Below are 20,829 nucleotides of genomic sequence, written 5' to 3'. Positions count from 1 at the left end.
AGAGTTCACACAGCTACAGCAGTTCACACAGGACGGCGCAGCCCGCGAGCAGCACGAGGAGCGATAGCTGCGCGGCGTTGCCCAGCCGGGCAAGCCTTCCGAGAAGTCCGCGGGGCACGCCGTGGATCATCCAGCCGGGCCGATTGACTTTGAAAATATGCACAGGCCATCCCTTCTTCCTGGAGGCGGCGACTAAGAGGAGTCCCTTCCAGTATCCAGCCGGCCACGGAACGGTCCCTAACCTGAGCGGCGTGAACTTGGCAACAACCGCGTACAAGAGCGGGGTCCCGGGAGAGTTCCCGGGACCCCGCTTGGTTGTCACGCGCTGACGGCCTCGTGTGCCTCGGCGTCACGGGCTTCGCCTGCCTGCACCGCGATCTTCCTCGGCTTGGCCCGCTCGCCCACCGGGATGGTTACGCTCAGGACACCGTTCTCGTAGCTTGCGGAGATCTTCTCGGTGTCGAGTCCCTGCCCCAGGTTCAGCTGGCGCAGGAACGAACCGCTTTCCCGTTCACGGGTGAGCCACTTGACGCCTTCGGCTCCGTGCAGGGTGCGCTGGGCCCGGATGGTCAGCAGCTGGCCGTCGATATCAACGTCGATGGAGCCGGGATCGATGCCCGGCAGGTCGGCGGCCAGGACATAGTGGTCGCCCTGCCGGTAAAGGTCCATCGGCATGCCGCGGAGCGTTCCTTCACCGCGCAGTGCCTGTGCCATCCGGTCGAGTTCCTGGAACGGATCAAACTTCATAGCCATGTGGTATCAACTCCTCCATTCGATCGCTTGATTCAAGCGTTGTTCTGCCTTTGTTGTGCGTTTGTTGTGCGATTGTTCCAAAGTTGAGTGAGCATCACTCAACTTGCGGAAGCAGGTTAGCACTCCACGGATCGGAGTGCCAACTACTTTTTCTGCGGCACAGGTAACGCAGGCACGGGAATTCAGAGCGCAGGTTTGAGCGTGGTTTCCACCCAGGCAGCGAAGCTTGTTTCGGTGACCCGGTGCGGGTCTCGGACCTGCACGTCGTAAATGCCGTTGTTCTGGGCGGCCCCCATGTCCGCTAGGCCCTGAACCCAGCCTTCACTCATGCCGTATTGGAGGAGCGTCGACCGGTAGGTATCGGAGCTGACCTGCGCAAAGTGCACGGGCCGGCCGATACTGTCCGAGATAATCCCTGCCATCTGCCGTGGGGTGAGCAGGTCCGGCCCCACCACGGGTAACGACTCCTGCCCCGTCCAGGTCCGGTCTGTCAGCAGTCCCACCGCAACACGGGCGATGTCGGGGGTCGCGACGGTCAGCAGTACTTTGTCCTGCTCGTTGGGCAGGGGGAGTATCCCGTGGTCCTTGATGGATGAGCGGTGGTTCAGGAGGTTGTCCATAAAGAAGGGCATGGCCAGGGAGCGGGTGTGCACGCCTGTTGCGTTGATGATCCCTTCCGCCTCCAGGGCAGCGGAGAGGTGCCCGGCCTCTGCCGTATACCCCCGCCCGAGGGTGGATACCACGACCGCACGCTTGACCCCTGTTGCGGTAATTGCAGCCGCCGACGCCGCGGCGAACCCGCGGTAGTGGCTCCGTACATTCGCTGCATGGACATCTGGCGGGGTGATGTGGAGTACGGCATCCGCCCCCTCGTAGGCAGCCATGGCGACCTCAGGGTTGCCGTGCGAACCCGCGAACACCTCGACGTTTTCGGCGATGCCGTCCGGCAGCGCCGCGGGGTTCCGGGCAATAACCCGCACGGACTGGCGCTCCGCGAGCAGGCCCTGAACTACTGCGTGCCCGATCTGGCCGGTTGGTGTGGTGACTACAATCATGGTTTCCTCCGAAAATGGGCATCCTGCTTGGCAGTATTGGAACCGGAGTTCCGGTTCCGCTTTGGTGTGCGCCACGATACGGAACTACAATTCCGTTTGTCAAAGGAGTGCCACATTGAATGATTCTTTACGTGCCGATGCGCGAAGGAACCGGCAGAAAATCCTGGCTGCGGCCAGGGAGCTGTTCGCCAGCCACGGCAACGATGTCCACATGGACAAAATTGCTGCCCATGCCGGCGTCGGCATAGGTTCCCTTTACCGGCACTTCTCCAACAAGCAAGAGCTGCTCACGGCGATTGTGCAGGAACGATTCGGCGGCATGTCTGAGCTCGCCCGCTCGGCGGAGGCAATCGAAGACCCCCGGGCGGCATTTGAGGCCGTGCTGGTGGGCTACCTGGAAGCCGCGGACGACGACGCCGGCTTCCAGCTCGCCTTGCTCGGTTCCGGGCCTTTCGAATGGGAGGGCGTCCAAGCCGAGAAGACGGAGTTTGCCCGCATCGTCACCCGGATCATCCGCAGGGCCGCTGACTCCGGTGCGGTGCGCGGGGATCTGACCTGGGACGACTTTCCGGTGATCACCTGCGGGATTATGTCGACCATGTATTTCCAGCCCGGCGGCGCCGATTGGCGCCGGCATCTGACCCTTGTCCTGGAGGGGCTGGGATAGCCTGCGGCCCCGCACTACCCCTGCCGGCAAGCCAGCCAGTCGTACACCAGCCGGGCTGTGTGCCGTCCGTGGATGCGCAGGAGGGGACTGGTGTCGACGTCGGGTTGGCTGCCCCAGTGGATCATGTAGTTCAGCAGGGCTGCCAGCAAGGCATCAATATAGGCGTCCGGCACGTCCCGGGTGAGTTCGGACCGGCGCAGCCAGGCATCGGCGTCGATACCGTCGGCCCGGGCGTAAGGCAGCACCCCCACCCAGTCGATCCAGGGTGCACCGGTGCCCAGGAAATTCCAGTCGCAGAACAGCGCACGTCCGTCGCTGATGAGGATATTGTCGGCGCGCAGATCGCCGTGCAGGACCGCGTCTCCGGCCAGTGCCTCGGGACACAGGTCCAGTGCTTCCTGGAACCCGCCGGCCTCTTCCGCGCTGAGCCCGGGCAGGAACCATGGCGGCTCTCCGCCGTCGGCGACCGCCTTGAACCGAGTCGGAATCAGGGCCATATCCTCGGCCACCGGCGTCCCGCCTTCGGCCTGCGGGAAGTCGGTGAGCAGCGCTGCAGCAGTGACGCAGGCGGTTTCCACGGCGGCAACATCCGCTTCGGTCCAGGGCTGGCCCGGCATCCGTCCGGGCACGGCCTCGTACACCAGCATCTGCCAGTGAATGCCGTCGGCCACCAGCCGTTGCGCACTGCGCAGGGCAGGCATAGGCATCCCCGGGAGCATCAGGGGAACCACCTGGGACTCGCGGAGATAGGAAGGGTAGATGAAGGCGTCCGACGCTGCGGCTGCCTTGGCGAAGATACGGTCCCCGCTCTTGTTCCCGAGCACCGCAGCGAAGCCGGGGGTGAACCCGCCGCCTGCCGGCTCCACCAGTGACACCCCGCCGTCAAGGGAAGCGGCAATGCTGTCCCGGACAGCAGCAGGAAGCCGGCCCCAGGGGAGACGGCGTGCGGTTCGGCGGTAATCGGGAATAGCCAGGGGTTCCTGCATGGCCACAGCCTACGGGAGGGGGCGGCAACCTGCCGCCAGCTGCTGCAGCCGGGCGGCAGGCGCCAGCAGCCCCGAAGGCAATTAAGTTGTACACAACTGAGTTGTGTCCTACGGTGGAAGGCATGAACGAATCGCTGCAGCGCCAGGTCTGCTTCTCGCTGTACTCAGCCTCACGGGCCGCCACCGCGCTGTACCGTCCGATGCTCGAGGAACTTAAGCTGACCTACCCGCAGTTCCTGGTAATGACGCTGCTCTGGGAACAGGACGGCCAGAGCGTGAGTGACCTGGGGCAGTCCCTGGAACTGGACTCGGGCACGCTCTCTCCGCTGCTCAAGCGGCTGGAAGCGGCGCAGTTGCTTCAGCGCCGCCGGGCCGTTGAGGACGAGCGCCGGGTCCGCGTCTACCTCACAGATGCAGGACGCGCCCTGGAACAGAAATCCCACGACCTTCCGGACCGTGTCGCAGCATCCGCCGGCCTGGATCCGGAGGAACTGCGCAGCCTCCAGGAAACCCTCGCCAAGGTCAATGCCGCGCTGCGGCAGTCCGTGGTCAAAGCCCAACAGTCCATCCACCCCAACAGTTAGGACCTCTCCATGAGCACGTACCCCGAAACAGGCCGTGAAATCCAGCTTGCCTCCCGCCCCGAGGGCTGGCCCGCAGATGAGAACTTCCGCTTGGCCGAAGTGCCGGTCCCTGAACTGCAGGACGGCCAGGTGCTGGTCCGTAACCTGCACATGTCCGTGGACCCCTACATGCGCGGACGCATGAATGACGTGAAGTCGTACGTCCCGCCGTTTAAACTCGACGCCGCACTCGAGGGCGGTGCAGTCGGCGAGGTCATTCAGTCCCGTTCGGATGACCGCAAGCCCGGCGACGTAGTGCTCCACGGCCTTGGCTGGCGGGACTACGCGGTGCTGGACGGCCGCCGCACAAAGGTCATTGACACGGATCTGGCCCCCGCCAGCGCCTACCTGGGTGTACTGGGAATGCCCGGACAGACCGCTTACATCGGCCTGACCAAGGTGGGGGAGTTCAAAGAAGGGGATGTGGTTTTCGTCTCGGGTGCCGCAGGCGCCGTGGGATCCCTCGTAGGCCAGATCGCCAAGGCGCTGGGAGCGAAGAAGGTCATCGGCAGCGCCGGTTCCGCGGAAAAGGTCCAGCGGCTGCTTGACCTCGGATTCGACGAGGCGTTCAACTACCACGAGGGCCCCGTCAAGGAAGCCCTGAAGAAGGCAGCCGGTGCGGACGGTATCGATGTCTACTTCGACAATGTTGGCGGCGAACATCTCGAAGCAGCCCTCTCAGTGATGAACAAGGGCGGCCGGGTGGCAATGTGCGGGGCCATCTCCCAGTACAACGACAAGGGCGCCGCCACCGGACCCCGCAACCTTGCCATCGCCATCGGCAAGGAAATCACGCTGCGCGGCTTCATCGTCGGCAGCTACAGCCAGTATGTCGACGAGTTCAACACCGTGATGGGCGGCTGGCTGCGGGACGGCGCGGTCAGCTACGACGAAACCTTCGTGGACGGCCTGGAGAACGCACCGCAGGCCTTCATCGACCTGATGAAGGGGGCCAACAAGGGCAAGATGGTCGTTAACCTCTAACGGCAGGCGCTAACGACGACGTCGGCGGCCGGGGAACAGGCGTACAGCCTCCCCGGCCGCTGCCATCAGCTGCCGCGCGGAAGCCGCCCATCCGTAGTCGCCCGCCCGCTGCAGGCCGGCGTCGGACGCCTTCTGCCAGCGCTCCGGCACCGCCAGCTCACGGACGGCGCCGGCGAACGCGGCCGGGTCGTCCGGATCCACCAGCAGGGCCGCGCCGCCGGATACCTCCCGGAAAATCGGAATGTCGCTGGCCACCACCGGGGTGCCCACCGCCATTGACTCGATCACCGGCAGTCCGTAGCCCTCGGCCTTGGACAGGGTCACCAGGGCCGTTGCCCGCCGCAGCAGGTGATCGTATTCCTCATCGGTCACCCCGTTGTGGAACCGCACCTGCGCCCCGGCCGGAACCAGGGCCTCCAGTTCCGTCCGCCGTGCATCGCTGATCCGGCTGAGCAGGTGCAGCGTGAACCCGGGCAGGTGCGCCATGCCGCGGATAACCGTTTCCACATTCTTGTACGGCATAAACGAACCCATATACAGCAGCGACGGTTCCGCAGGGGCATCCGCCGTCCGCGGCACGGCGCCTGGCTGCGGTGCATTGGCAAGGATCCGGACCGGCCGCCTGGTCAGCCGGTGCTGCTCCATCAGCGCCCGCGTGGTCTCGCTGATGGTGGCAACGACGTCGGCCCGGTTCAGCAGGAGCCGCTGCGGCCAGTACGCCAGGTGGTACAGCCGCCACAGGGCACGCACCGGCAGCGGCAGGAACGACGGCGGGGCGGGGTTCTGGTAGTAGATCAAGTCGTGCAGGGTAAGGATCAGCGGGTACTTCCGTCCCCAGCTGCCCATGGTCTGCATGGGGCAGAACACCGCATCCGCCCCCAGCCGGTTGATCCGCCGGGCCACGAATAGTTCGGCGGGGGACAGGGGACTGTTGATCCTGACCCACGGCAGGTCCGGCAGCAGGGCCAGCTGCCGCTCGTCCGAAATCAGCATCAGGACATCGGTGTGTTCACTGACCGCTTCGATCATGCTGGCGCCGTAGCGGCTGATCCCGTCGTGGTGGTCCGTGCGGGTAAACCGGGCGTCGATGGCCAGCCGCATCCTCATGTGTGCCTCCGGGACAGGAAATCTTCGATTATTGCTGCCGCTTCGGCCGGTTTTTCATAGTGCACCAGATGCCCCACCCCGGGAAGGATGTGCAGCTCAGCGTCTGGAATCATAGCCGCCAGCTTCCGCTGGCCCTTCACGGATCCGAGGTCGTCCTGTTCCGCAGCGATCAGCAGCACCGGCATCGCCAGCTGCGCGGCGACGTCGCGCACCGTGGTGGAGATGGAGGCCCGGAACGCGTCCAGGACCACCGCGCGGTTGGCGAAGGCACTGAAATACGCATCATGCTGGCCGTGGATCCAGCGGCGCAACCCCGGATCACGGGTCTTGGCCATCATGATGCTCATGCCGCGGACAATCAGCGGGCTGCGCAGCAGTGCCATGCCGGGCCTCTCCGGCAGGGCGGCACTGGCCCGGTAGTACAGCTCCGCCGCCTTGCTGGTGATGCCCTTGGGTCCCTCCAGGGCAGGCTCACAGATGGGGTTGACCAGCACCAGTTCGCTGATCAGCTCCGGGGACTGCGCCGCCAGGTGCGAGGAGATGATCGAACCGAAAGAGTGGCCCAGCAGCACCGTGTCCGGGCCCAGGTCCAATGCGGCGAGGGCCTCCCGGACAAAGGAGGCGTAGGCCGGAACATCGTGCCGGCCGGGCAGGGCGGAGCCAATGCCGAACCCGGGAAGGTCGGGCACCAGGACCCGGTGGCGGGGGAGGGATTCCACTATGCGGAGCAGCCCGTGGTGGTCGCCGCGGAAGCCGTGGACCATCAAAACGGGAGGTGCGCCGGCGTCGTCGAGCGGGCTGAAGTCCCAGCAGAACTGCTCGGTGCCCGCCACGGTAAAGGAGCGGACGACGGCGGTGCGTGCGAGGGTCACGGCCGAAGCGGACATCAATTGACCTCATCCGGGTGGGAGCCGGACCGCTGGCCGCGGTCCAGGCCGTTAATCGCCTGCCGGTGCGCGTCCCTCAGCTCGAAGGAGAACAGGTCCAGGTTCCCCGCAATCCGCTCCGGGCTGCTGGCCTTGGGGATCACCACGTTGCCCTGGTCCAGGTGCCAGCGGAGGATGACCTGCGCCGGGGTCCGGCCCAGTTCGCCCGCTATTTGCCCGATAACCGGGTCGGCCAGGACGGCACCGCGTCCCAGCGGGCTCCACGCCACCGTGCGGATGCCCAGCTGCTCGTGGAGTTCGCGCAGTTCCTGCTGTGCCAGCCACGGGTGCAGCTCAATCTGGTTCACGGCAGGAACAATTCCGGTGGCATCCATCAGCTGCTCCAGGTGCGCCGGCTGGAAGTTCGAGACGCCGATCGCCCGCACCCGGCCGGAGGCGTACAGGCTTTCAAGGGCCCGGTACGTTTCAATGAACAGGCCTCGCCGGGGGCAGGGCCAGTGGATCAGGTAGAGGTCCAAGTAGTCCAAGCCGAGCCGCGCGAGGGAGTCGTCGAAGGCCTGCAGGGTGGAGTCGTAGCCTTGGTCCGTATTCCAGACCTTGGAGGTGACAAAAATGTCCCCGCGGGCGGCGCTGCCGCTGTCCGTGAAGGTATTGACGGCCTCGCCCACCCCGGTTTCATTGCCGTACAGGGCGGCAGTGTCCACATGGCGGTAACCGGTGTCGAACGCGGTCAGGCACAGGCCGGCCGCGCTGTCTTCCGGAACCTTGTAGGTGCCGAAGCCGATTTGGTCCATCAGGACGCCGTTATTGAGCTCGATTCGAGGTGCCGGCTGCATAAGATGACTTTACCGAGGTGGGCGCCCGCCAGCCGAATCGGACCTGACTACCTGTTTTGCCGTGCTGTAATTGGCGTGCCGCCAAAGAGGTCCGCTAAGGTAATGGCGCTTCTTGCAAAAGATTGGTTGCATAGAACCAAAGAAATCCGCCCACCCGTCTGGGGCGCGGAATGCCACAAATGATCGGAGGAGTCGATGGTGACTCTGGGAGAAGTTTTTATCAGTGAGCTGGCGGGAACCGCCATCCTCATCATTCTTGGCTGCGGTGTCGTAGCCAACGTTGCCCTGGCCAAGACGAAGGGTGCCGGCGGCGGTTTCCTGATGGTCAACTGGGGTTGGGCCATCGGTGTGTTTGCCGGTGTTTACGCTGCCGCCATTTCCGGCGCACACATCAACCCGGCCGTCACCGTGGGCCTGTGGGCCAGCGGTGCCGATGAATTTGCCCCCGGTGTCGAGGTGTCCTTCGGTGCGGCCCTGACCTACTTCGCGGGCCAGATGGCCGGCGCCATTATTGGTGCCTTCGTCGCATGGCTGGCGTACAAGAAGCAGTTCGACGACGAACCCGACGCCGCCAACATCCTGGGCGTTTTCTCCACCGGCCCGGCCATCCGTTCCTACGGCTGGAACCTCGTTACCGAAATTATCGGCACCTTCGTGCTTGTTTTTACGATTATTGCCTTCGCAGGTACACCGACCGAACTGGGTCCGCTGGCCGTGGCGCTGGTAGTGCTCGGCATCGGTGCCTCCCTCGGCGGCCCCACCGGCTACGCCATCAACCCGGCACGTGACCTCGGTCCGCGCATCGTCCACGCCTTGCTGCCCATCCGGCACAAGGGCAACAGCGACTGGGCCTACGCCTGGGTCCCCGTGGTGGGTCCGCTGATCGGCGGCGCCCTGGGCGGCTTCCTCGGCGCCCAGATTCCCCTCCCGGAAATTTCGCTGTAGCGCACCGGCCGCCGCCCGCGGTCACCCATATACCCCCACCGCAAGGAGCAGAAACAATGCCTGATAATCCCAGGTACATCATCGCCATCGACCAGGGCACCACCAGCAGCCGGGCCATCGTCTTCGACCACGACGGAAACATCGTTTCCACGGGCCAGAAGGAACACGAGCAGATCTTCCCGCACGCCGGCTGGGTCGAGCACGATCCGCAGGAAATCTGGACCAACGTCCGCGAAGTAGTCGGCACCGCCCTCTCCAAGGCGAACCTGACCCGGCACGACATCGCCGCCGTCGGTATCACCAACCAGCGCGAAACCGCGGTGGTCTGGGACAAGAACACCGGCGAGCCCGTGTACAACGCCATTGTCTGGCAGGACACCCGTACGCAGCCCATCGTTGACGAGCTGGCGCAGAACGGCGGCCTGGACCGCTTCAAGAACACCGTGGGCCTGCCGCTGGCAACGTACTTCTCCGGCACGAAGATCAAGTGGATCCTGGACAATGTTGAAGGGGCCCGCGAGCGGGCCGAGGCGGGGGACCTCATCTTCGGCAACACGGATTCCTGGATCGTCTGGAACCTGACGGGCGGCCCCGACGGCGGCGCGCACATCACCGATGTGACCAACGCTTCGCGGACGCTGTTCATGAACCTTGAGACACTCACCTGGGATGAGGACATCCTCAAGGAATTCGGCGTGCCGAAGTCCATGATGCCCCAGATCCGTTCCTCGTCCGAGGTCTACGGCATGGTTGCGGGGTCGCAGCTGCTCCGCGAAACCCCGGTCGCCGGCATCCTGGGCGACCAGCAGGCCGCCACCTTCGGTCAGGCCGCCTTCGCCCAGGGCGACGCCAAGAACACCTACGGCACCGGCTGCTTCCTGATCTTCAACACCGGCGAGGAGATTGTCCGTTCCGAAAACGGCCTGATCACCACCGTGGCCTACCAGCTGGGCGACGCCAAGCCGGTGTACGCACTGGAAGGTTCCATCGCTGTCACCGGTTCGCTGATCCAGTGGCTGCGCGACAACCTGGGCATGATCAACAGCGCCCCGGAAATCGAGGAACTGGCCCGCCAGGTGGACGACAACGGCGGCGTGTACATCGTTCCGGCGTTCTCCGGCCTGTTTGCCCCGTACTGGCGTTCCGATGCCCGCGGTGCCATGGTTGGCCTGACCCGCTACGTGAACAAGAACCACATTGCCCGCGCCGCGCTGGAAGCCACCGCTTTCCAGACGCGCGAAGTGCTGGACGCCGTGAATGCCGACTCCGGTGTTCCGCTGACCGAACTTCGCGTGGACGGCGGCATGGTTGCCAATGACGCCCTGATGCAGTTCCAGGCCGACATCCTCGGCGTGGACGTGGTGCGTCCCAAGGTCATCGAGACCACGGCCCTGGGTGCGGCCTACGCCGCCGGCCTGGCCGTTGGATTCTGGAACGACACTGACGAGCTTGGACGCAACTGGGATGAAGGCAAGCGCTGGAGCCCCGCCATGGAAGATGCCGAGCGCGAACGGCAGATGCGCAACTGGAAGAAGGCCGTCACCAAGACCTTCGACTGGGTTGACGCTGACGTGAACTAATACCACGCAAAGCACAACGCAGAAGGCCCCGGCGGTTACCGCCGGGGCCTTCTGCGTTGTGCCGCGCAGGCGGCAGTGTGGCGAGTTCTCCATGTGGCCGGAAACCCCGACTACCCGGGACACCGCCATCTCCAGGAGCGGGCAACAGCGGCTGCGACATTGCCGTGGACGCCACTCGGGCCCGGGAAGCGCAGGAAGCCACTGAAGCTGCCGGTCAGAAGTAGGACACGCCGTTGGTCTTGAAAGGCAGTCCCAGGCCCCCGGCCACTTCTTCCAGCAGCTCCGGGCAGAAGAAATACACCTTCGTCTCCGCAATCAGCGGCACGCCTTCCGCGGCACGCATCCGGACGACGTCGGCCACCACTTCCGCTGCGTCAGGGCTGTCCTTGGGCCGTTCCCAGAGCAGGATGACCTCCTCGCCGTCGAATTGGTGCACGGTGGCCCGGTAGATCTCGGGCGCCTCCGGGCCGAAGGTGTGGTCCAGGGAACCGGTGCGGATTTCCTCGTGTCCGGTTTCGCTGACATTGCCCACCACCTCCGTGCGGCCGTTCGCCAGGAACAGGCTGACCATGGCCTCAATGTCGTAGGAGTTGAACGCATCCGCCAGCCGGCGCAGCAGTTCGGCGTGCCCGGCCGAAGGCACCGCCACAGCCGCGGGACCGCCGGACGAGCCGTCGGAATGCGACGGCGCCTCCTGGGCAGCCGCCAGCGTGTTCCGGCCGCGGTGCAGGGCCGATTTCACTGCACCGGCGCTGGTATCCAGGACATCCGCGGTTTCGGCCAGTGAATAGCCGAATACGTCCTTGAGGACCACGCAGGCACGTTCCTTCGGTGGCAGGACATCCACCAGCCGGCGGAGGGCGGCCTCCACCGCCACGGCGGTGAGCGGATCGGCGACGCCGTCGTCGGCGCGGTCCATCTCCGGGGCGCTGAAGTCCGCCACAGTGTTCCTGGTGCTGCGCCGGACGTTGTCCAGCCAGGTGTTGGTGGCTATGCGGACCAGCCACGCCTGCAGGTTCCGGATCGGTTCGTGCCGCTGGGACGCCTCGGCCAATGCCTTGGTCAGGGTTTCCTGGAGCAGGTCTTCGGCGTCCCACACGTTCCCCGCCAGGCTTCGGCAGTAACGGTAAACGGAAGGGCGGACCGGCTCCAGGGCGAGCAGGAAATCGCGCCGGACCTGCCGCAGTTGGCGCGGAATGCCACCCAGTCCCGCACTGCCGCTTTCCGTGCCCGCCAATGACACTGCAGGGTTTGTATCCACTGACATTTCGCTCCTTTTCCCAGGCCGCCCCCGGCGGTCCTGAACCAACAATGGCATTGCGCCACAGCCTTTAACCGGTAGACGCACGGAGCAGGGGAAAAGATACGCTGCCGGGCAGAATTTCCCCCTGCGGCTCACCCCGGCATCCTGCTTCCGGAGCGCACGCTCTGTTGTAAAGTGGAGAAATGAGCGCAGTAATCCTCCTTAGCTAGCCGCGCACCGTCTGTGCGCGGCCGCCCCTTGCTTGTCGAGGGGCTTTTGTGTGTCTGGGGAGGACCAGGTTTTCCGGTGCATCGGCCCGGAGCGCGGATCAAGATTTTTTCATTCAGGACAGAGGCGAAACATAGTGAGCACGCAGTCACAGACTGATCAGCAGGAAGAGGCCGTCTACAGTTTCGCGGCCATCGAACAGAAATGGCCGAAGGTCTGGGAGGACCTTGGCGTTTTCACCCCTGCCGATGACGGCTCCCGCGAACGCCGCTACGTGCTGGACATGTTCCCTTACCCCTCCGGCGACCTGCACATGGGGCACGCCGAAGCGTTCGCGATGGGCGACGTCGTTGCCCGGTACTGGCGCCAGCTCGGTTATGACGTGCTGCACCCGATCGGCTGGGACTCCTTCGGCCTGCCGGCTGAAAACGCCGCCATCAAAAACAATGCGCACCCCAGCGACTGGACCTACCGCAACATTGAAACGCAGGCGGAATCCTTCAAGCGCTACGCCATCAGCGTTGACTGGTCCCGCCGCATCCACACCTCCGACCCGGAGTACTACCGCTGGACCCAGTGGCTGTTCACCCGGTTCTACGAGCGCGGGCTGGCCTACCGCAAGAACTCCCCGGTCAACTGGTGCCCGAAGGACCAGACCGTGCTGGCCAACGAGCAGGTAGTCAACGGCGCCTGCGAACGCTGCGGCACCCAGGTCACCAAAAAGTCCCTGAACCAGTGGTACTTCAAGATCACCGAGTACGCGGACCGGCTGCTCGATGACATGGAGCAGCTCAAGGGGCACTGGCCCGAGCGCGTGCTGGCCATGCAGAAGAACTGGATCGGCCGCTCGGAGGGCGCCCACGTCCGCTTCGCGATCGAGGCTGCCGAGGGCAAGCCCGAGGAACAGGTCACCGTTTTCACCACCCGCCCGGACACCCTGGCCGGTGCCACCTTCTTCGTGGTGGCTGCAGACGCTCCGCTGGCGGTTGAGCTGACCACTGACGGGAACATGGATTCCCTGCTGGCCTACCGCGAGCAGGTCAAGGCTCTCTCGGACATCGAACGCCAGTCCACCGAACGCACCAAGACCGGCGTCTTCACCGGCCGCTACGCCGTGAACCCGCTCAACGGGGAGAAGCTGCCCGTCTGGGCCGCGGACTACGTGCTGGCCGACTACGGCACCGGCGCCATCATGGCCGTGCCCGCGCACGACCAGCGCGACCTGGACTTCGCGAAGACCTTCGACCTGCCCGTGCGGGCGGTCCTGGATACCGGCGAAGAAGATCCCGCCGTCAGCGGCACTGCCACCACCGGCGAAGGCACCCTGATCAACTCCGGCGCCCTGGACGGCCTGCCGAAGTCCGAAGCGATTCCGGCCGCCATCGCCATGCTCGAAGAGCAGGGCACGGGCGAGAAGTTCGTGAACTTCCGGCTGCGCGACTGGCTGCTCTCCCGCCAGCGGTTCTGGGGCACCCCCATCCCCATCATCCACTGCGCCGAGTGCGGCGAGGTTCCGGTTCCGGATGACCAGCTGCCGGTCACCCTGCCCACCGGGCTGAAGGGCGAAGCCCTGGCCCCCAAGGGCACCTCGCCGCTGGCCTCCGCCGAGGAATGGGTCAACGTTGCCTGCCCCAAGTGCAGCGGCCCGGCCAAGCGCGACACCGATACCATGGACACCTTCGTGGACTCGTCCTGGTACTTCATGCGCTTTGTATCCCCGCATTTCACCGACGGACCCTTTGATCCGGAGGCGGCGAAGAACTGGATGCCGGTCGGACAGTACGTGGGCGGTGTCGAACATGCCATCCTGCACCTGCTCTACGCACGGTTCTTCACCAAGGTGGTCCACGATATGGGCCTGCTGGAAACCAGCGAACCGTTCGGTTCGCTGCTGAACCAGGGCCAGGTCCTCAACGGCGGCAAGGCCATGTCCAAGTCGCTGGGCAACGGTGTGGACCTGGGCCAGCAGCTGGACAAGTACGGCGTCGACGCCGTGCGGCTGACCATGATCTTCGCCTCGCCGCCGGAAGACGACGTCGACTGGGCCGACGTCTCGCCGTCGGGCTCCGCTAAGTTCCTGGCCCGCGCCTGGCGCCTGGGGCAGGACATTACGAGCGAACCGGGCATCGACTACTCCGGCGGCGACAAGAAGCTGCGGTCGCTAACGCACCGGACCGTCGCCGAGGCCACCGAACTGCTGGAGAACAACAAGTTCAACGTGGTGGTGGCGAAGCTGATGGAACTGGTCAACGCCACCCGCAAGGCCATTGATTCCGGTGCGGGCGGCGCCGATCCGGCAGTGCGCGAAGCTGCCGAAGCCGTGGCCGTGATCCTGAGCCTGTTCGCCCCGTACACAGCGGAGGATCTGTGGAGCCTGCTGGGCCGCGAAGCCTCCGTGGTGAACGCCGGCTGGCCCACGGTCGACGAGTCGCTGCTGGTGCAGGACACGGTGACCGCCGTGGTCCAGGTCCAAGGCAAGGTCCGGGACCGGCTCGAGGTTGCCGCGGACATCTCCGAGGAGGACCTGCGCGAAGCCGCGCTGGCGTCCGAGGCAGTGCAGCGGACCCTTGACGGGCGCGGCATCCGGACCGTTATTGTACGGGCGCCGAAACTCGTCAACATCGTCCCGGCCTAGGCCCCGGACAACCATGGACTGGCTGGAACGGCTCGCATCGCGGGCCAAGGGACGGCAGCGGGAAACCGCCGCCGTCCCCGGGCCGTCCGTGGGAGTGGTGACGGATTCCGCGTCCGCCCTGCCCCGGGGGTGGGCGGACGCAGCCAAGGTGGCACGGTTTGTGCGGGTTGTTCCCATGCCGGTCATGATCGGAGACCAGATTTACGGTGAGGGATCCGAGGAACTGATCCCTGCCCTGGCCATGGCCCTGGCCCAGGGACACGAGGTGCGCACTTCACGGCCGGCGCCGGGCCGGTTTGAGGCGGCCTACGCCGAACTGGCTGCTGCCGGATGCAGCTCCGTAGTGTCCGTCCACCTCTCCGGCCAGCTGTCCGGCACAGTGGACTCCGCGCGGCTTGCCGCCCGCTCGGCAGCTGTTCCCGTGGAGGTTATCGACAGTGCGACGGCGGCCATGGGACTCGGTTTTGCCGTTGCCGCAGCAGCCGAAAGCGCCCGTGCCGGCTGTCCGCCCGAGGCCGTGGCTGCCTGCGCCCGGGCAGTGAGTGCGGATTCGAACATCCTCTTCTATGTGCCAAGCCTGGACCAGCTGCGGCGCGGCGGGCGTATCGGGGCGGCAGCCGGCTGGCTGGGGACCCTCTTCGCCGTGAAGCCGATCCTCGTGGTCCGCGACGGGAAGGTCCTGCCGCTGGAACGCGTCCGGACCGCCCCGAAGGCACTCGCCCGGCTCGCCGAACTGGTGCAGCAGGACATCGCCGCGCGGACCGGGAAGGTCCGTGCGGCCGTGCACCATTTTGGCAATGCCTCCGAAGCCGAACGGCTGGCCGGCCTCATCGGGGCAGCTTCACCCGAAGTCGAGATCCTTATCTGCCCGCTTCCTGCGGTTCTTGCCGCCCACGTGGGGCTGGGAGTACTGGCGGTCGCGGTTGTCGGGGACCGTGCGCCCATATCGGGTGAGCGCGGGGCACTTGCCGCACCGGTCAGCGCACCGCCGGAGTCGCCGGAGTCGCCGTCGTCCTGAGGGGCTTCCTCCACAGGGGCGCCGGCGTCCCGGGCGCAGCGACGGAAGGCCCGGTTGCAGGCACGCGGAGAGCTGGATGGGCCGTTTTCCACCTAGCTTTTTCCCATGGCACAGCACCGATGGGAAACCACCTGGCAGGGGAGCGAACCGGAACCGGACCTGCCGGCTACTCCCGAGAACGCAGAGGATGCACCCGATGATTCTCCCGGCACGCGACGCCGGTGGGCCTTCACGCTGCCCGCCGCAGTACTGGCGGTGTGCCTGCTGCTGGGATGCGGGGCAGCCGTGTATCTGCTCAGGGACCGGAATCCGGTACCGGTTGCGTCCGTTGATCTTGAGGAGCCGGATGCCTCAACGCAGCCACCTGTTGGCGCCGGCAGTTCCGCAACGGGTACGGCACCGGCACCGGATGCCCCCGCAGAAGCCGCCCGCGTGTCCGGGCCGACAACAGCGTCCGGTGGGGCCGGCGTAGTAGTGGTTCACGTCGCGGGAGCTGTCCAACGCCCCGGGGTGGTCCGCCTGGAGGCCGGAAGCAGGATTGTGGATGCCGTTGACGCAGCCGGCGGTTCAGCGGCGGATGCCGACCTTGCAGCGGTGAACCTGGCTGCAGTGCTGGAAGACGGTGCCATGGTGCTGGTGCCCCGTCTCGGCGAGGCTGCTCCGCCCGCAGCTGGAACGGCAGCGGAGCGCGGAGGGGGTAGCGGGGGAGTGCCTGGGATTAGCGGCGGTACTGGGGCGGGTGCCGGCGCGGCTCCCGGAGCCGGTTCCCCGGTCAACCTCAATACCGCCGACTCCGCGCAGCTGCAGGAGCTGCCGCGGGTGGGGCCGGTGCTGGCCGAACGGATCATCGCGTGGCGGACCGAGCACGGACGCTTCAGCCGGCCGGAGGATTTGGACGCGGTGCCCGGCATTGGGGAAGCCATGATGGCGGCGCTCCTGCCGCTGGTCACGGTTTAGCAGCTTCGGCATGGGTCAAAGGGGCACCTGGGACCGGTATGTGGCTTCCGCCTTGGGATCAGTATCAGCTGCGCCTGCTCCCGCTGTGGCAGCCGCACGTTCGCCGGCCAGGAATCAGCGCGGACAAAAGACAACCGAACCGCCGGCGCGGGTGCTGGAACTGCGGCTTCTGCCAACTGCCGCCACAGCCTGGGCTGCTGCCTTCTGCGCAGTGCGGCTGGCCCCGGAAACCGGTTTGCTGCTGGCTGCTGCGGCAGCTGCTGGGAGTATTGCGGCGCTTGCCCTGGCAGCGCGCCGGCGGGCGGGCGGTGCTGCTCTCCTGCGGGGCGCCGCCGTGCCGATGGCCGCTGCAGCGCTTGTCTGTGCCGGAGCTGCCGGTGCTTTGACCGAGCGCAGCAGCGGTCCCGTTTCCGGTCTCATCGCCGGGGAAAGGTCAGTCAGTGCTGACTTCCGTGCTGTGTCCGATGCCCGGCCGGCCGCAGCAGACCGCTTCACCGGGCAGTCCCGGTACCTTGTTGACGCAGTCGCCGAAACCGCCGCTGCGGACGGTAAGCGTTTCGGAACATCAGCGCCCATCCTCGTAGTGGGCGGTGAAGAATACGCCGCGATCCGCTGGGGCGACCGGTTCAGCAGTGCCGGAACCCTGCAGAAACTGCAGCCCGGAGACCGGAACCTTGCGCTGATGCGTGCAGCCACAGATCCTGACATCCATCCGGGAGGCGGCTGGTACGGTGCAACGGCACAGCTGCGGGACGATTTCGTGCAGGCCGCGGCCCACCGGGGAGTATCCGTGGACGGACTGCTGGCGGGCATGGTGCTCGGCGACCGCAGCACCCTGGACCCGGATCTGAGCCAATCCATGAAGGCTACCGGCCTGACCCACCTGACGGCGGTCTCCGGTGCCAACTGCTCCTATCTGCTGGCCTTCATCTTCCTGGCCGCCAGGGCCGCGCGCCTGCCCCGTGCAGCCGCCGTGCTGCTGGCGCTGGCCGGACTGGCGGCGTTTGTCCTGCTTGTCCGGCCCGATCCGAGCGTGCTTCGGGCAGCGGTTATGGGCGGGCTGGGCACCCTGGCGGTGCTATCCGGACGCGGGCGCCTGCCGGTGGCCCTGCTGTTCCTGTCCATCACGGTCCTGCTGTTCATCGACCCCTGGCTTTGCACGAGCTACGCGTTCATTCTGTCGGTCTGCGCCACACTGGGACTGGTGGTCCTGGGGCCGCACCTGCTGCGGGTGCTGTCCCGTCGGCTTCCGCTGTGGTTCGCGGCAGCACTGACGGTGCCGGTCGCGGCGCAGCTGTTCTGCGCCCCGGTCCTGGTCCTGCTCCAGCCGCAATTGCCGGTGTATTCGGTGCCTGCCAATCTGGTGGCTGCACCGGTCGTCCCGGGCGTAACCATCACGGGAATGCTGGCCGTGGCAGTGGTCGGGTTGGCACCGGCCGCTGCCGGAATCCCGTTGGCGGTCGCGGCCGCAGGGGCCTGGTGGGTCGCCGGGACCGCCCGTGCCTTCGAATCCGTGCCGGGCGCCCTGGCGCCGTGGCCGGCAGGCGGACCCGGAGCCGTGCTGATGGGGACGGCCGCAGCCGGCGCCGCAGGCGGGATCCTGTACTTGTCCCGGAGGAACCGGCACCACGGGGACCTTCCACGCCGGCAGGGGCCCTCACTGCCCTGGTTCCGGCACCGGAACGTTAACCGCTGGAACGCTAACCGCTGGAACGTTAACCGCTGGACCGTGGCCGGTGCGGTCATTGTCCTGGTCCTGCCGGCCGGGACGGTTCTGGTCCTACGGGGTGCGGGAGAGGGGCCGGCCGTGCCGGTGAAGGAATGGGTGCTGGCTGCGTGCGATGTGGGGCAGGGCGACGGACTGGCGGTCCGCACCGGGCCGGGGAGCGCCGTCGTTGTGGATGCGGGCGGTGAGCCCGAGGACATGGATAACTGCCTGGACCGGCTGGGCGTGCAAAGCATCGACCTGCTGGTGATAACACATGCCCATCTGGACCACTACGGCGGCACCGCCGGTGTCCTGTCCGGGCGCAGCGTGCGGGAGATTGGATATTCCACGGCGTCGTCCACGCTGCCCCCGGAACTGGAGGAGGCACTGTCCGGCTCATCGGCGCCCCGAACCCGGTTGAGTGAGGGCATGACGGGTACCGCCGGCATGGTGCGCTGGGAAGTTCTCTGGCCGCCGGAAACAGCCTCAGGACGGGCAACGCCGGGTGCGGGGGAGGACGATGAGAACAATGCCAGCGCCGTCCTGCTGCTTACTGTTGCCGCTGCGGACCCGGGCCGGCCGCCCCTGACGGTGCTTTTGACCGGAGACGCCCAAACGGACGCCGCCGCTGCGGTCCTGGCATCCCACCCCGTCCTGCAGGCCGGAGTGGATGTGCTGAAGGTGGCCCATCACGGTGCCCGCAACGGCGGCGACGGGTGGCTGCGTGCAGCCCATCCGTCGCTGGCGCTGATTTCGGTCGGAGCGGACAACGACTACGGACATCCGGCCCCGCAGATTGTCCAGGGACTGGAAAGCGCCGGCGCAGCTGTAGCACGGACGGATGAGCTGGGGACCGTCCTGGTGGCACGGCGCCAGGACGCCCTCCAGGTCAGCGGGCTGCCGCCGTGACCGGACGGTGGATTGACGGCTTCGGGACGGACACCGGCTCTCCGGAACCGGCGCGGAGCCCTGAGTTGGTGCCCGCGGACCGGCGTGAGAATCTTGGAGGGAGGATATCCGCAGTGCGGGTATGCTCAGATCCACTGATCCCGGCGGGTTCCGCAACCCCGCCGCCAGCACAATCCCAGGAGCACCTGCTGTGAATCCGGCCGTCCCTTCCAAACGCAGCTCCGGCAGCAAAACCTCCTCGCGCACGGTGTCGTGGCGGGAGGTCGAACCGGCCCCGGTTATCCTGCTGGCCGGCCCCGAAGATTACCTGGCGTCCCGGGCCCGGGACCGGCTACGGGCGGCGCTGCGGGAGAAGCAGCCGGACACCGAGCTGGTGCAGTTCGACGCCGCTTCCTACGCCTCGGGGGAACTCACCCTGCAGTCCAGCCCCTCACTCTTCGGCGAAGCCAAACTCATTGAAGCCGTGAACCTGGCCTCCATGAACGAAGACTTCCTCACCGAAACCCTTGCCTATTTGAAGGATCCGTCCCCGGACGCAGTCCTGGTGCTGCACCACAGCGGCGGCAACCGCGGCAAAAAGCTGCTGGACGCCGTGAAGGCTGCCGGTGCTCCGGTGGTGGAATGCCAGCCGTTCAAGAAGGATGCAGAAAAGCTCGAGTTCGTCACCTCCGAATTCCGGTCCGCCCGCCGCCGCATAGATCCGGCTGCCGCCCGCGCACTGGTGAACGCCGTGGGTTCCAGTCTGTCCGAGTTGGCTGCGGCCTGCCAGCAGCTGATCAGTGACGCCACCGGCGAGGTCACCGAAGAATTGGTGGAACGCTACTACGGAGGCAGGGTCGAAGCCACGGCCTTCAAGGTGGCAGACGCCGCCCTGGCCGGCCGGGCGGCCCAGGCGCTGTCCATGCTGCGTCACGCACTGGATACAGGAGTCGATCCGGTGCCGCTGGTCGGCGCCCTGGCCATGAAGGTCCGCGCGGTGGCCCGCGTGGTGAACCTGCGCGGTTCCTCCGCGTCCATGGCCAAGGAACTGGGCATGGCACCGTGGCAGGTGGATCAGGCACGCCGGGATGCGCAGAGGTTTTCCTCGGAGTCCCTCATCGAAGCAGTGCAGGCCCTCGCCGAAGCAGACGCCCAGGTCAAGGGCGCCGGACGGGACCCCGTGTACGCGGTGGAACGCGCCGTGACCGTAATTGCCCTGGCGGCATCGGGCCGGTAAAAGCCTGGACTTAAACCAAAGCGCGGCCGGTCCCGAAGGACCGGCCGCGCCGGAAGTCTTGCTAGCTTGCTGCTTAGAGCGCGCTGACCTTCTTGGAGATGGCCGACTTGCGGTTGGCAGCGTTGTTCTTGTGGATTACGCCCTTGCTGACGGCCTTGTCCAGCTTGCGGCTGGCGGTCTTCAGCGCTTCGGCTGCTGCATCCTTGTCGCTGGCCTTGACTGCAACATCAACCTTGTTGATGACGGTCTTCAGCTCGGACTTCACCGAGTTGTTACGCTGACGCGCCTTCTCGTTGGTGAGGATGCGCTTCTTCTGGGACTTAATATTGGCCACTTATAAACTCTCTTTGTATTGCGGACTTGGTCGGTGAGGGTATTTCAGACCAGACATTGACTGAGCGGCGTGGGGATACCGTAATGGCGCCTGAACTGAAGTGCCCGTCGACCTGCGCGGACACACAGCAATAAATGTTAGCAGAGATTCGGTGCCGG

Annotated in this window: 19 protein-coding genes; 10 read left to right on the top strand and 9 right to left on the bottom strand. The window is 66.1% G+C overall.

Translation table 11 applies throughout. The features are described 5' to 3' along the window. Positions 1 to 13: 13 nt before the first annotated feature. The 3 genes from QNN98_RS09485 to QNN98_RS09475 form a co-directional block, all read right to left on the bottom strand. On the bottom strand, positions 14 to 163 hold the full coding sequence (locus tag QNN98_RS09485) for a hypothetical protein (protein WP_283996903.1): 150 nt from the start codon (positions 161 to 163) through the stop codon (positions 14 to 16). Positions 164 to 318: 155 nt separating this feature from the next. Then, on the bottom strand, positions 319 to 753 hold the full coding sequence (locus QNN98_RS09480; RefSeq protein ID WP_283996902.1) for an Hsp20/alpha crystallin family protein: 435 nt from the start codon (positions 751 to 753) through the stop codon (positions 319 to 321). A gap of 182 nt (positions 754 to 935) precedes the next feature. Further along, complete coding sequence (locus QNN98_RS09475; RefSeq protein ID WP_227926233.1) at positions 936 to 1,808, bottom strand: NmrA family NAD(P)-binding protein; 873 nt, start codon at positions 1,806 to 1,808, stop codon at positions 936 to 938. Positions 1,809 to 1,923: 115 nt separating this feature from the next. On the opposite strand from QNN98_RS09475, the gene QNN98_RS09470 reads away from it, so the two are divergent. Beyond that, positions 1,924 to 2,475, top strand: a complete 552-nt coding sequence (locus QNN98_RS09470) for a TetR/AcrR family transcriptional regulator (protein WP_227926234.1) — start codon at positions 1,924 to 1,926, stop codon at positions 2,473 to 2,475. A 14-nt stretch (positions 2,476 to 2,489) separates the two neighbouring features. Here the strand turns inward: QNN98_RS09470 and QNN98_RS09465 are convergent, their stop codons facing one another. Then, positions 2,490 to 3,461 carry a phosphotransferase gene (locus QNN98_RS09465; protein ID WP_283996901.1) on the bottom strand — a complete coding sequence of 324 codons (972 nt, stop codon included), beginning with the start codon at positions 3,459 to 3,461 and terminating at the stop codon, positions 2,490 to 2,492. Between the two features lie 122 nt (positions 3,462 to 3,583). Between QNN98_RS09465 and QNN98_RS09460 the strand changes: the two genes are divergently transcribed. Further along, positions 3,584 to 4,045 (top strand): MarR family winged helix-turn-helix transcriptional regulator, encoded by a 462-nt coding sequence (locus tag QNN98_RS09460; protein ID WP_283996900.1) that lies wholly within the window; start codon positions 3,584 to 3,586, stop codon positions 4,043 to 4,045. Positions 4,046 to 4,054: 9 nt separating this feature from the next. Further along, positions 4,055 to 5,068 carry an NADP-dependent oxidoreductase gene (locus QNN98_RS09455; protein ID WP_283996899.1) on the top strand — a complete coding sequence of 338 codons (1,014 nt, stop codon included), beginning with the start codon at positions 4,055 to 4,057 and terminating at the stop codon, positions 5,066 to 5,068. Between the two features lie 9 nt (positions 5,069 to 5,077). Here the strand turns inward: QNN98_RS09455 and QNN98_RS09450 are convergent, their stop codons facing one another. Genes QNN98_RS09450 through QNN98_RS09440 form a run of 3 tightly spaced genes read right to left on the bottom strand, consistent with a single transcriptional unit; the run spans position 5,078 to position 7,898 of the window. Continuing rightward, positions 5,078 to 6,169 carry a glycosyltransferase family 4 protein gene (locus QNN98_RS09450; RefSeq protein ID WP_283996982.1) on the bottom strand — a complete coding sequence of 364 codons (1,092 nt, stop codon included), beginning with the start codon at positions 6,167 to 6,169 and terminating at the stop codon, positions 5,078 to 5,080. Between the two features lie 2 nt (positions 6,170 to 6,171). Further along, positions 6,172 to 7,062: an alpha/beta fold hydrolase gene (locus QNN98_RS09445; RefSeq protein ID WP_283996898.1), complete on the bottom strand. Its 891-nt coding sequence runs from the start codon at positions 7,060 to 7,062 to the stop codon at positions 6,172 to 6,174. Next, positions 7,062 to 7,898 carry an aldo/keto reductase gene (locus QNN98_RS09440; protein WP_283996897.1) on the bottom strand — a complete coding sequence of 279 codons (837 nt, stop codon included), beginning with the start codon at positions 7,896 to 7,898 and terminating at the stop codon, positions 7,062 to 7,064. Before QNN98_RS09440 ends, QNN98_RS09445 begins: the two co-directional genes overlap by 1 nt. A gap of 198 nt (positions 7,899 to 8,096) precedes the next feature. Between QNN98_RS09440 and QNN98_RS09435 the strand changes: the two genes are divergently transcribed. Then, entirely contained in the window at positions 8,097 to 8,843 is a 747-nt protein-coding gene (locus tag QNN98_RS09435; protein ID WP_227926239.1) for an MIP/aquaporin family protein, read from the top strand. Between the two features lie 56 nt (positions 8,844 to 8,899). After that, positions 8,900 to 10,423 carry a glycerol kinase GlpK gene (glpK, locus tag QNN98_RS09430; RefSeq protein ID WP_227911459.1) on the top strand — a complete coding sequence of 508 codons (1,524 nt, stop codon included), beginning with the start codon at positions 8,900 to 8,902 and terminating at the stop codon, positions 10,421 to 10,423. Positions 10,424 to 10,637: 214 nt separating this feature from the next. Here the strand turns inward: glpK and QNN98_RS09425 are convergent, their stop codons facing one another. Continuing rightward, positions 10,638 to 11,690 carry a sigma-70 family RNA polymerase sigma factor gene (locus QNN98_RS09425; protein WP_283996896.1) on the bottom strand — a complete coding sequence of 351 codons (1,053 nt, stop codon included), beginning with the start codon at positions 11,688 to 11,690 and terminating at the stop codon, positions 10,638 to 10,640. A gap of 337 nt (positions 11,691 to 12,027) precedes the next feature. Between QNN98_RS09425 and leuS the strand changes: the two genes are divergently transcribed. The 5 genes from leuS (at position 12,028) to holA (ending at position 20,337) form a co-directional block, all read left to right on the top strand. Continuing rightward, on the top strand, positions 12,028 to 14,529 hold the full coding sequence (gene leuS, locus QNN98_RS09420; RefSeq protein ID WP_442860136.1) for a leucine--tRNA ligase: 2,502 nt from the start codon (positions 12,028 to 12,030) through the stop codon (positions 14,527 to 14,529). Positions 14,530 to 14,542: 13 nt separating this feature from the next. After that, the gene (locus tag QNN98_RS09415; protein ID WP_283996895.1) at positions 14,543 to 15,547 is read left to right on the top strand and encodes a DegV family protein; all 1,005 of its coding nucleotides are present in this window, start codon (positions 14,543 to 14,545) and stop codon (positions 15,545 to 15,547) included. Positions 15,548 to 15,652: 105 nt separating this feature from the next. Further along, positions 15,653 to 16,504 carry a ComEA family DNA-binding protein gene (locus tag QNN98_RS09410; protein ID WP_283996894.1) on the top strand — a complete coding sequence of 284 codons (852 nt, stop codon included), beginning with the start codon at positions 15,653 to 15,655 and terminating at the stop codon, positions 16,502 to 16,504. Between the two features lie 85 nt (positions 16,505 to 16,589). Then, complete coding sequence (locus tag QNN98_RS09405) at positions 16,590 to 19,121, top strand: ComEC/Rec2 family competence protein (protein ID WP_283996893.1); 2,532 nt, start codon at positions 16,590 to 16,592, stop codon at positions 19,119 to 19,121. A gap of 190 nt (positions 19,122 to 19,311) precedes the next feature. Beyond that, entirely contained in the window at positions 19,312 to 20,337 is a 1,026-nt protein-coding gene (gene holA, locus QNN98_RS09400; RefSeq protein ID WP_283996892.1) for a DNA polymerase III subunit delta, read from the top strand. 73 nt (positions 20,338 to 20,410) lie between these two features. Here holA and rpsT read toward each other — a convergent pair whose 3' ends face one another. Continuing rightward, entirely contained in the window at positions 20,411 to 20,671 is a 261-nt protein-coding gene (gene rpsT / locus QNN98_RS09395) for a 30S ribosomal protein S20 (RefSeq protein ID WP_227911452.1), read from the bottom strand. Positions 20,672 to 20,829 lie beyond the last annotated feature (158 nt).

This window comes from Arthrobacter sp. zg-Y1143, assembly GCF_030125565.1.
Taxonomy (GTDB): Bacteria; Actinomycetota; Actinomycetes; order Actinomycetales; family Micrococcaceae; genus Arthrobacter_B.
The sequence above is the reverse complement of the archived record's forward strand: the minus strand, read 5'-3'. Positions and strand labels throughout refer to the sequence as shown.

Excerpts from the sequence above, each read along its gene's own strand:
- QNN98_RS09415 (WP_283996895.1), top strand. The coding sequence starts at position 14,543 with ATGGACTGGCTGGAACGGCTCGCATCGCGGGCCAAGGGACGGCAGCGG.
- QNN98_RS09475 (WP_227926233.1), bottom strand. The coding sequence starts at position 1,808 with ATGATTGTAGTCACCACACCAACCGGCCAGATCGGGCACGCAGTAGTT.
- QNN98_RS09425 (WP_283996896.1), bottom strand. The coding sequence starts at position 11,690 with ATGTCAGTGGATACAAACCCTGCAGTGTCATTGGCGGGCACGGAAAGC.
- QNN98_RS09460 (WP_283996900.1), top strand. The coding sequence starts at position 3,584 with ATGAACGAATCGCTGCAGCGCCAGGTCTGCTTCTCGCTGTACTCAGCC.
- QNN98_RS09455 (WP_283996899.1), top strand. The coding sequence starts at position 4,055 with ATGAGCACGTACCCCGAAACAGGCCGTGAAATCCAGCTTGCCTCCCGC.
- QNN98_RS09410 (WP_283996894.1), top strand. The coding sequence starts at position 15,653 with ATGGCACAGCACCGATGGGAAACCACCTGGCAGGGGAGCGAACCGGAA.
- QNN98_RS09440 (WP_283996897.1), bottom strand. The coding sequence starts at position 7,898 with ATGCAGCCGGCACCTCGAATCGAGCTCAATAACGGCGTCCTGATGGAC.
- QNN98_RS09450 (WP_283996982.1), bottom strand. The coding sequence starts at position 6,169 with ATGCGGCTGGCCATCGACGCCCGGTTTACCCGCACGGACCACCACGAC.
- QNN98_RS09445 (WP_283996898.1), bottom strand. The coding sequence starts at position 7,062 with ATGTCCGCTTCGGCCGTGACCCTCGCACGCACCGCCGTCGTCCGCTCC.
- glpK (WP_227911459.1), top strand. The coding sequence starts at position 8,900 with ATGCCTGATAATCCCAGGTACATCATCGCCATCGACCAGGGCACCACC.
- QNN98_RS09465 (WP_283996901.1), bottom strand. The coding sequence starts at position 3,461 with ATGCAGGAACCCCTGGCTATTCCCGATTACCGCCGAACCGCACGCCGT.
- QNN98_RS09480 (WP_283996902.1), bottom strand. The coding sequence starts at position 753 with ATGGCTATGAAGTTTGATCCGTTCCAGGAACTCGACCGGATGGCACAG.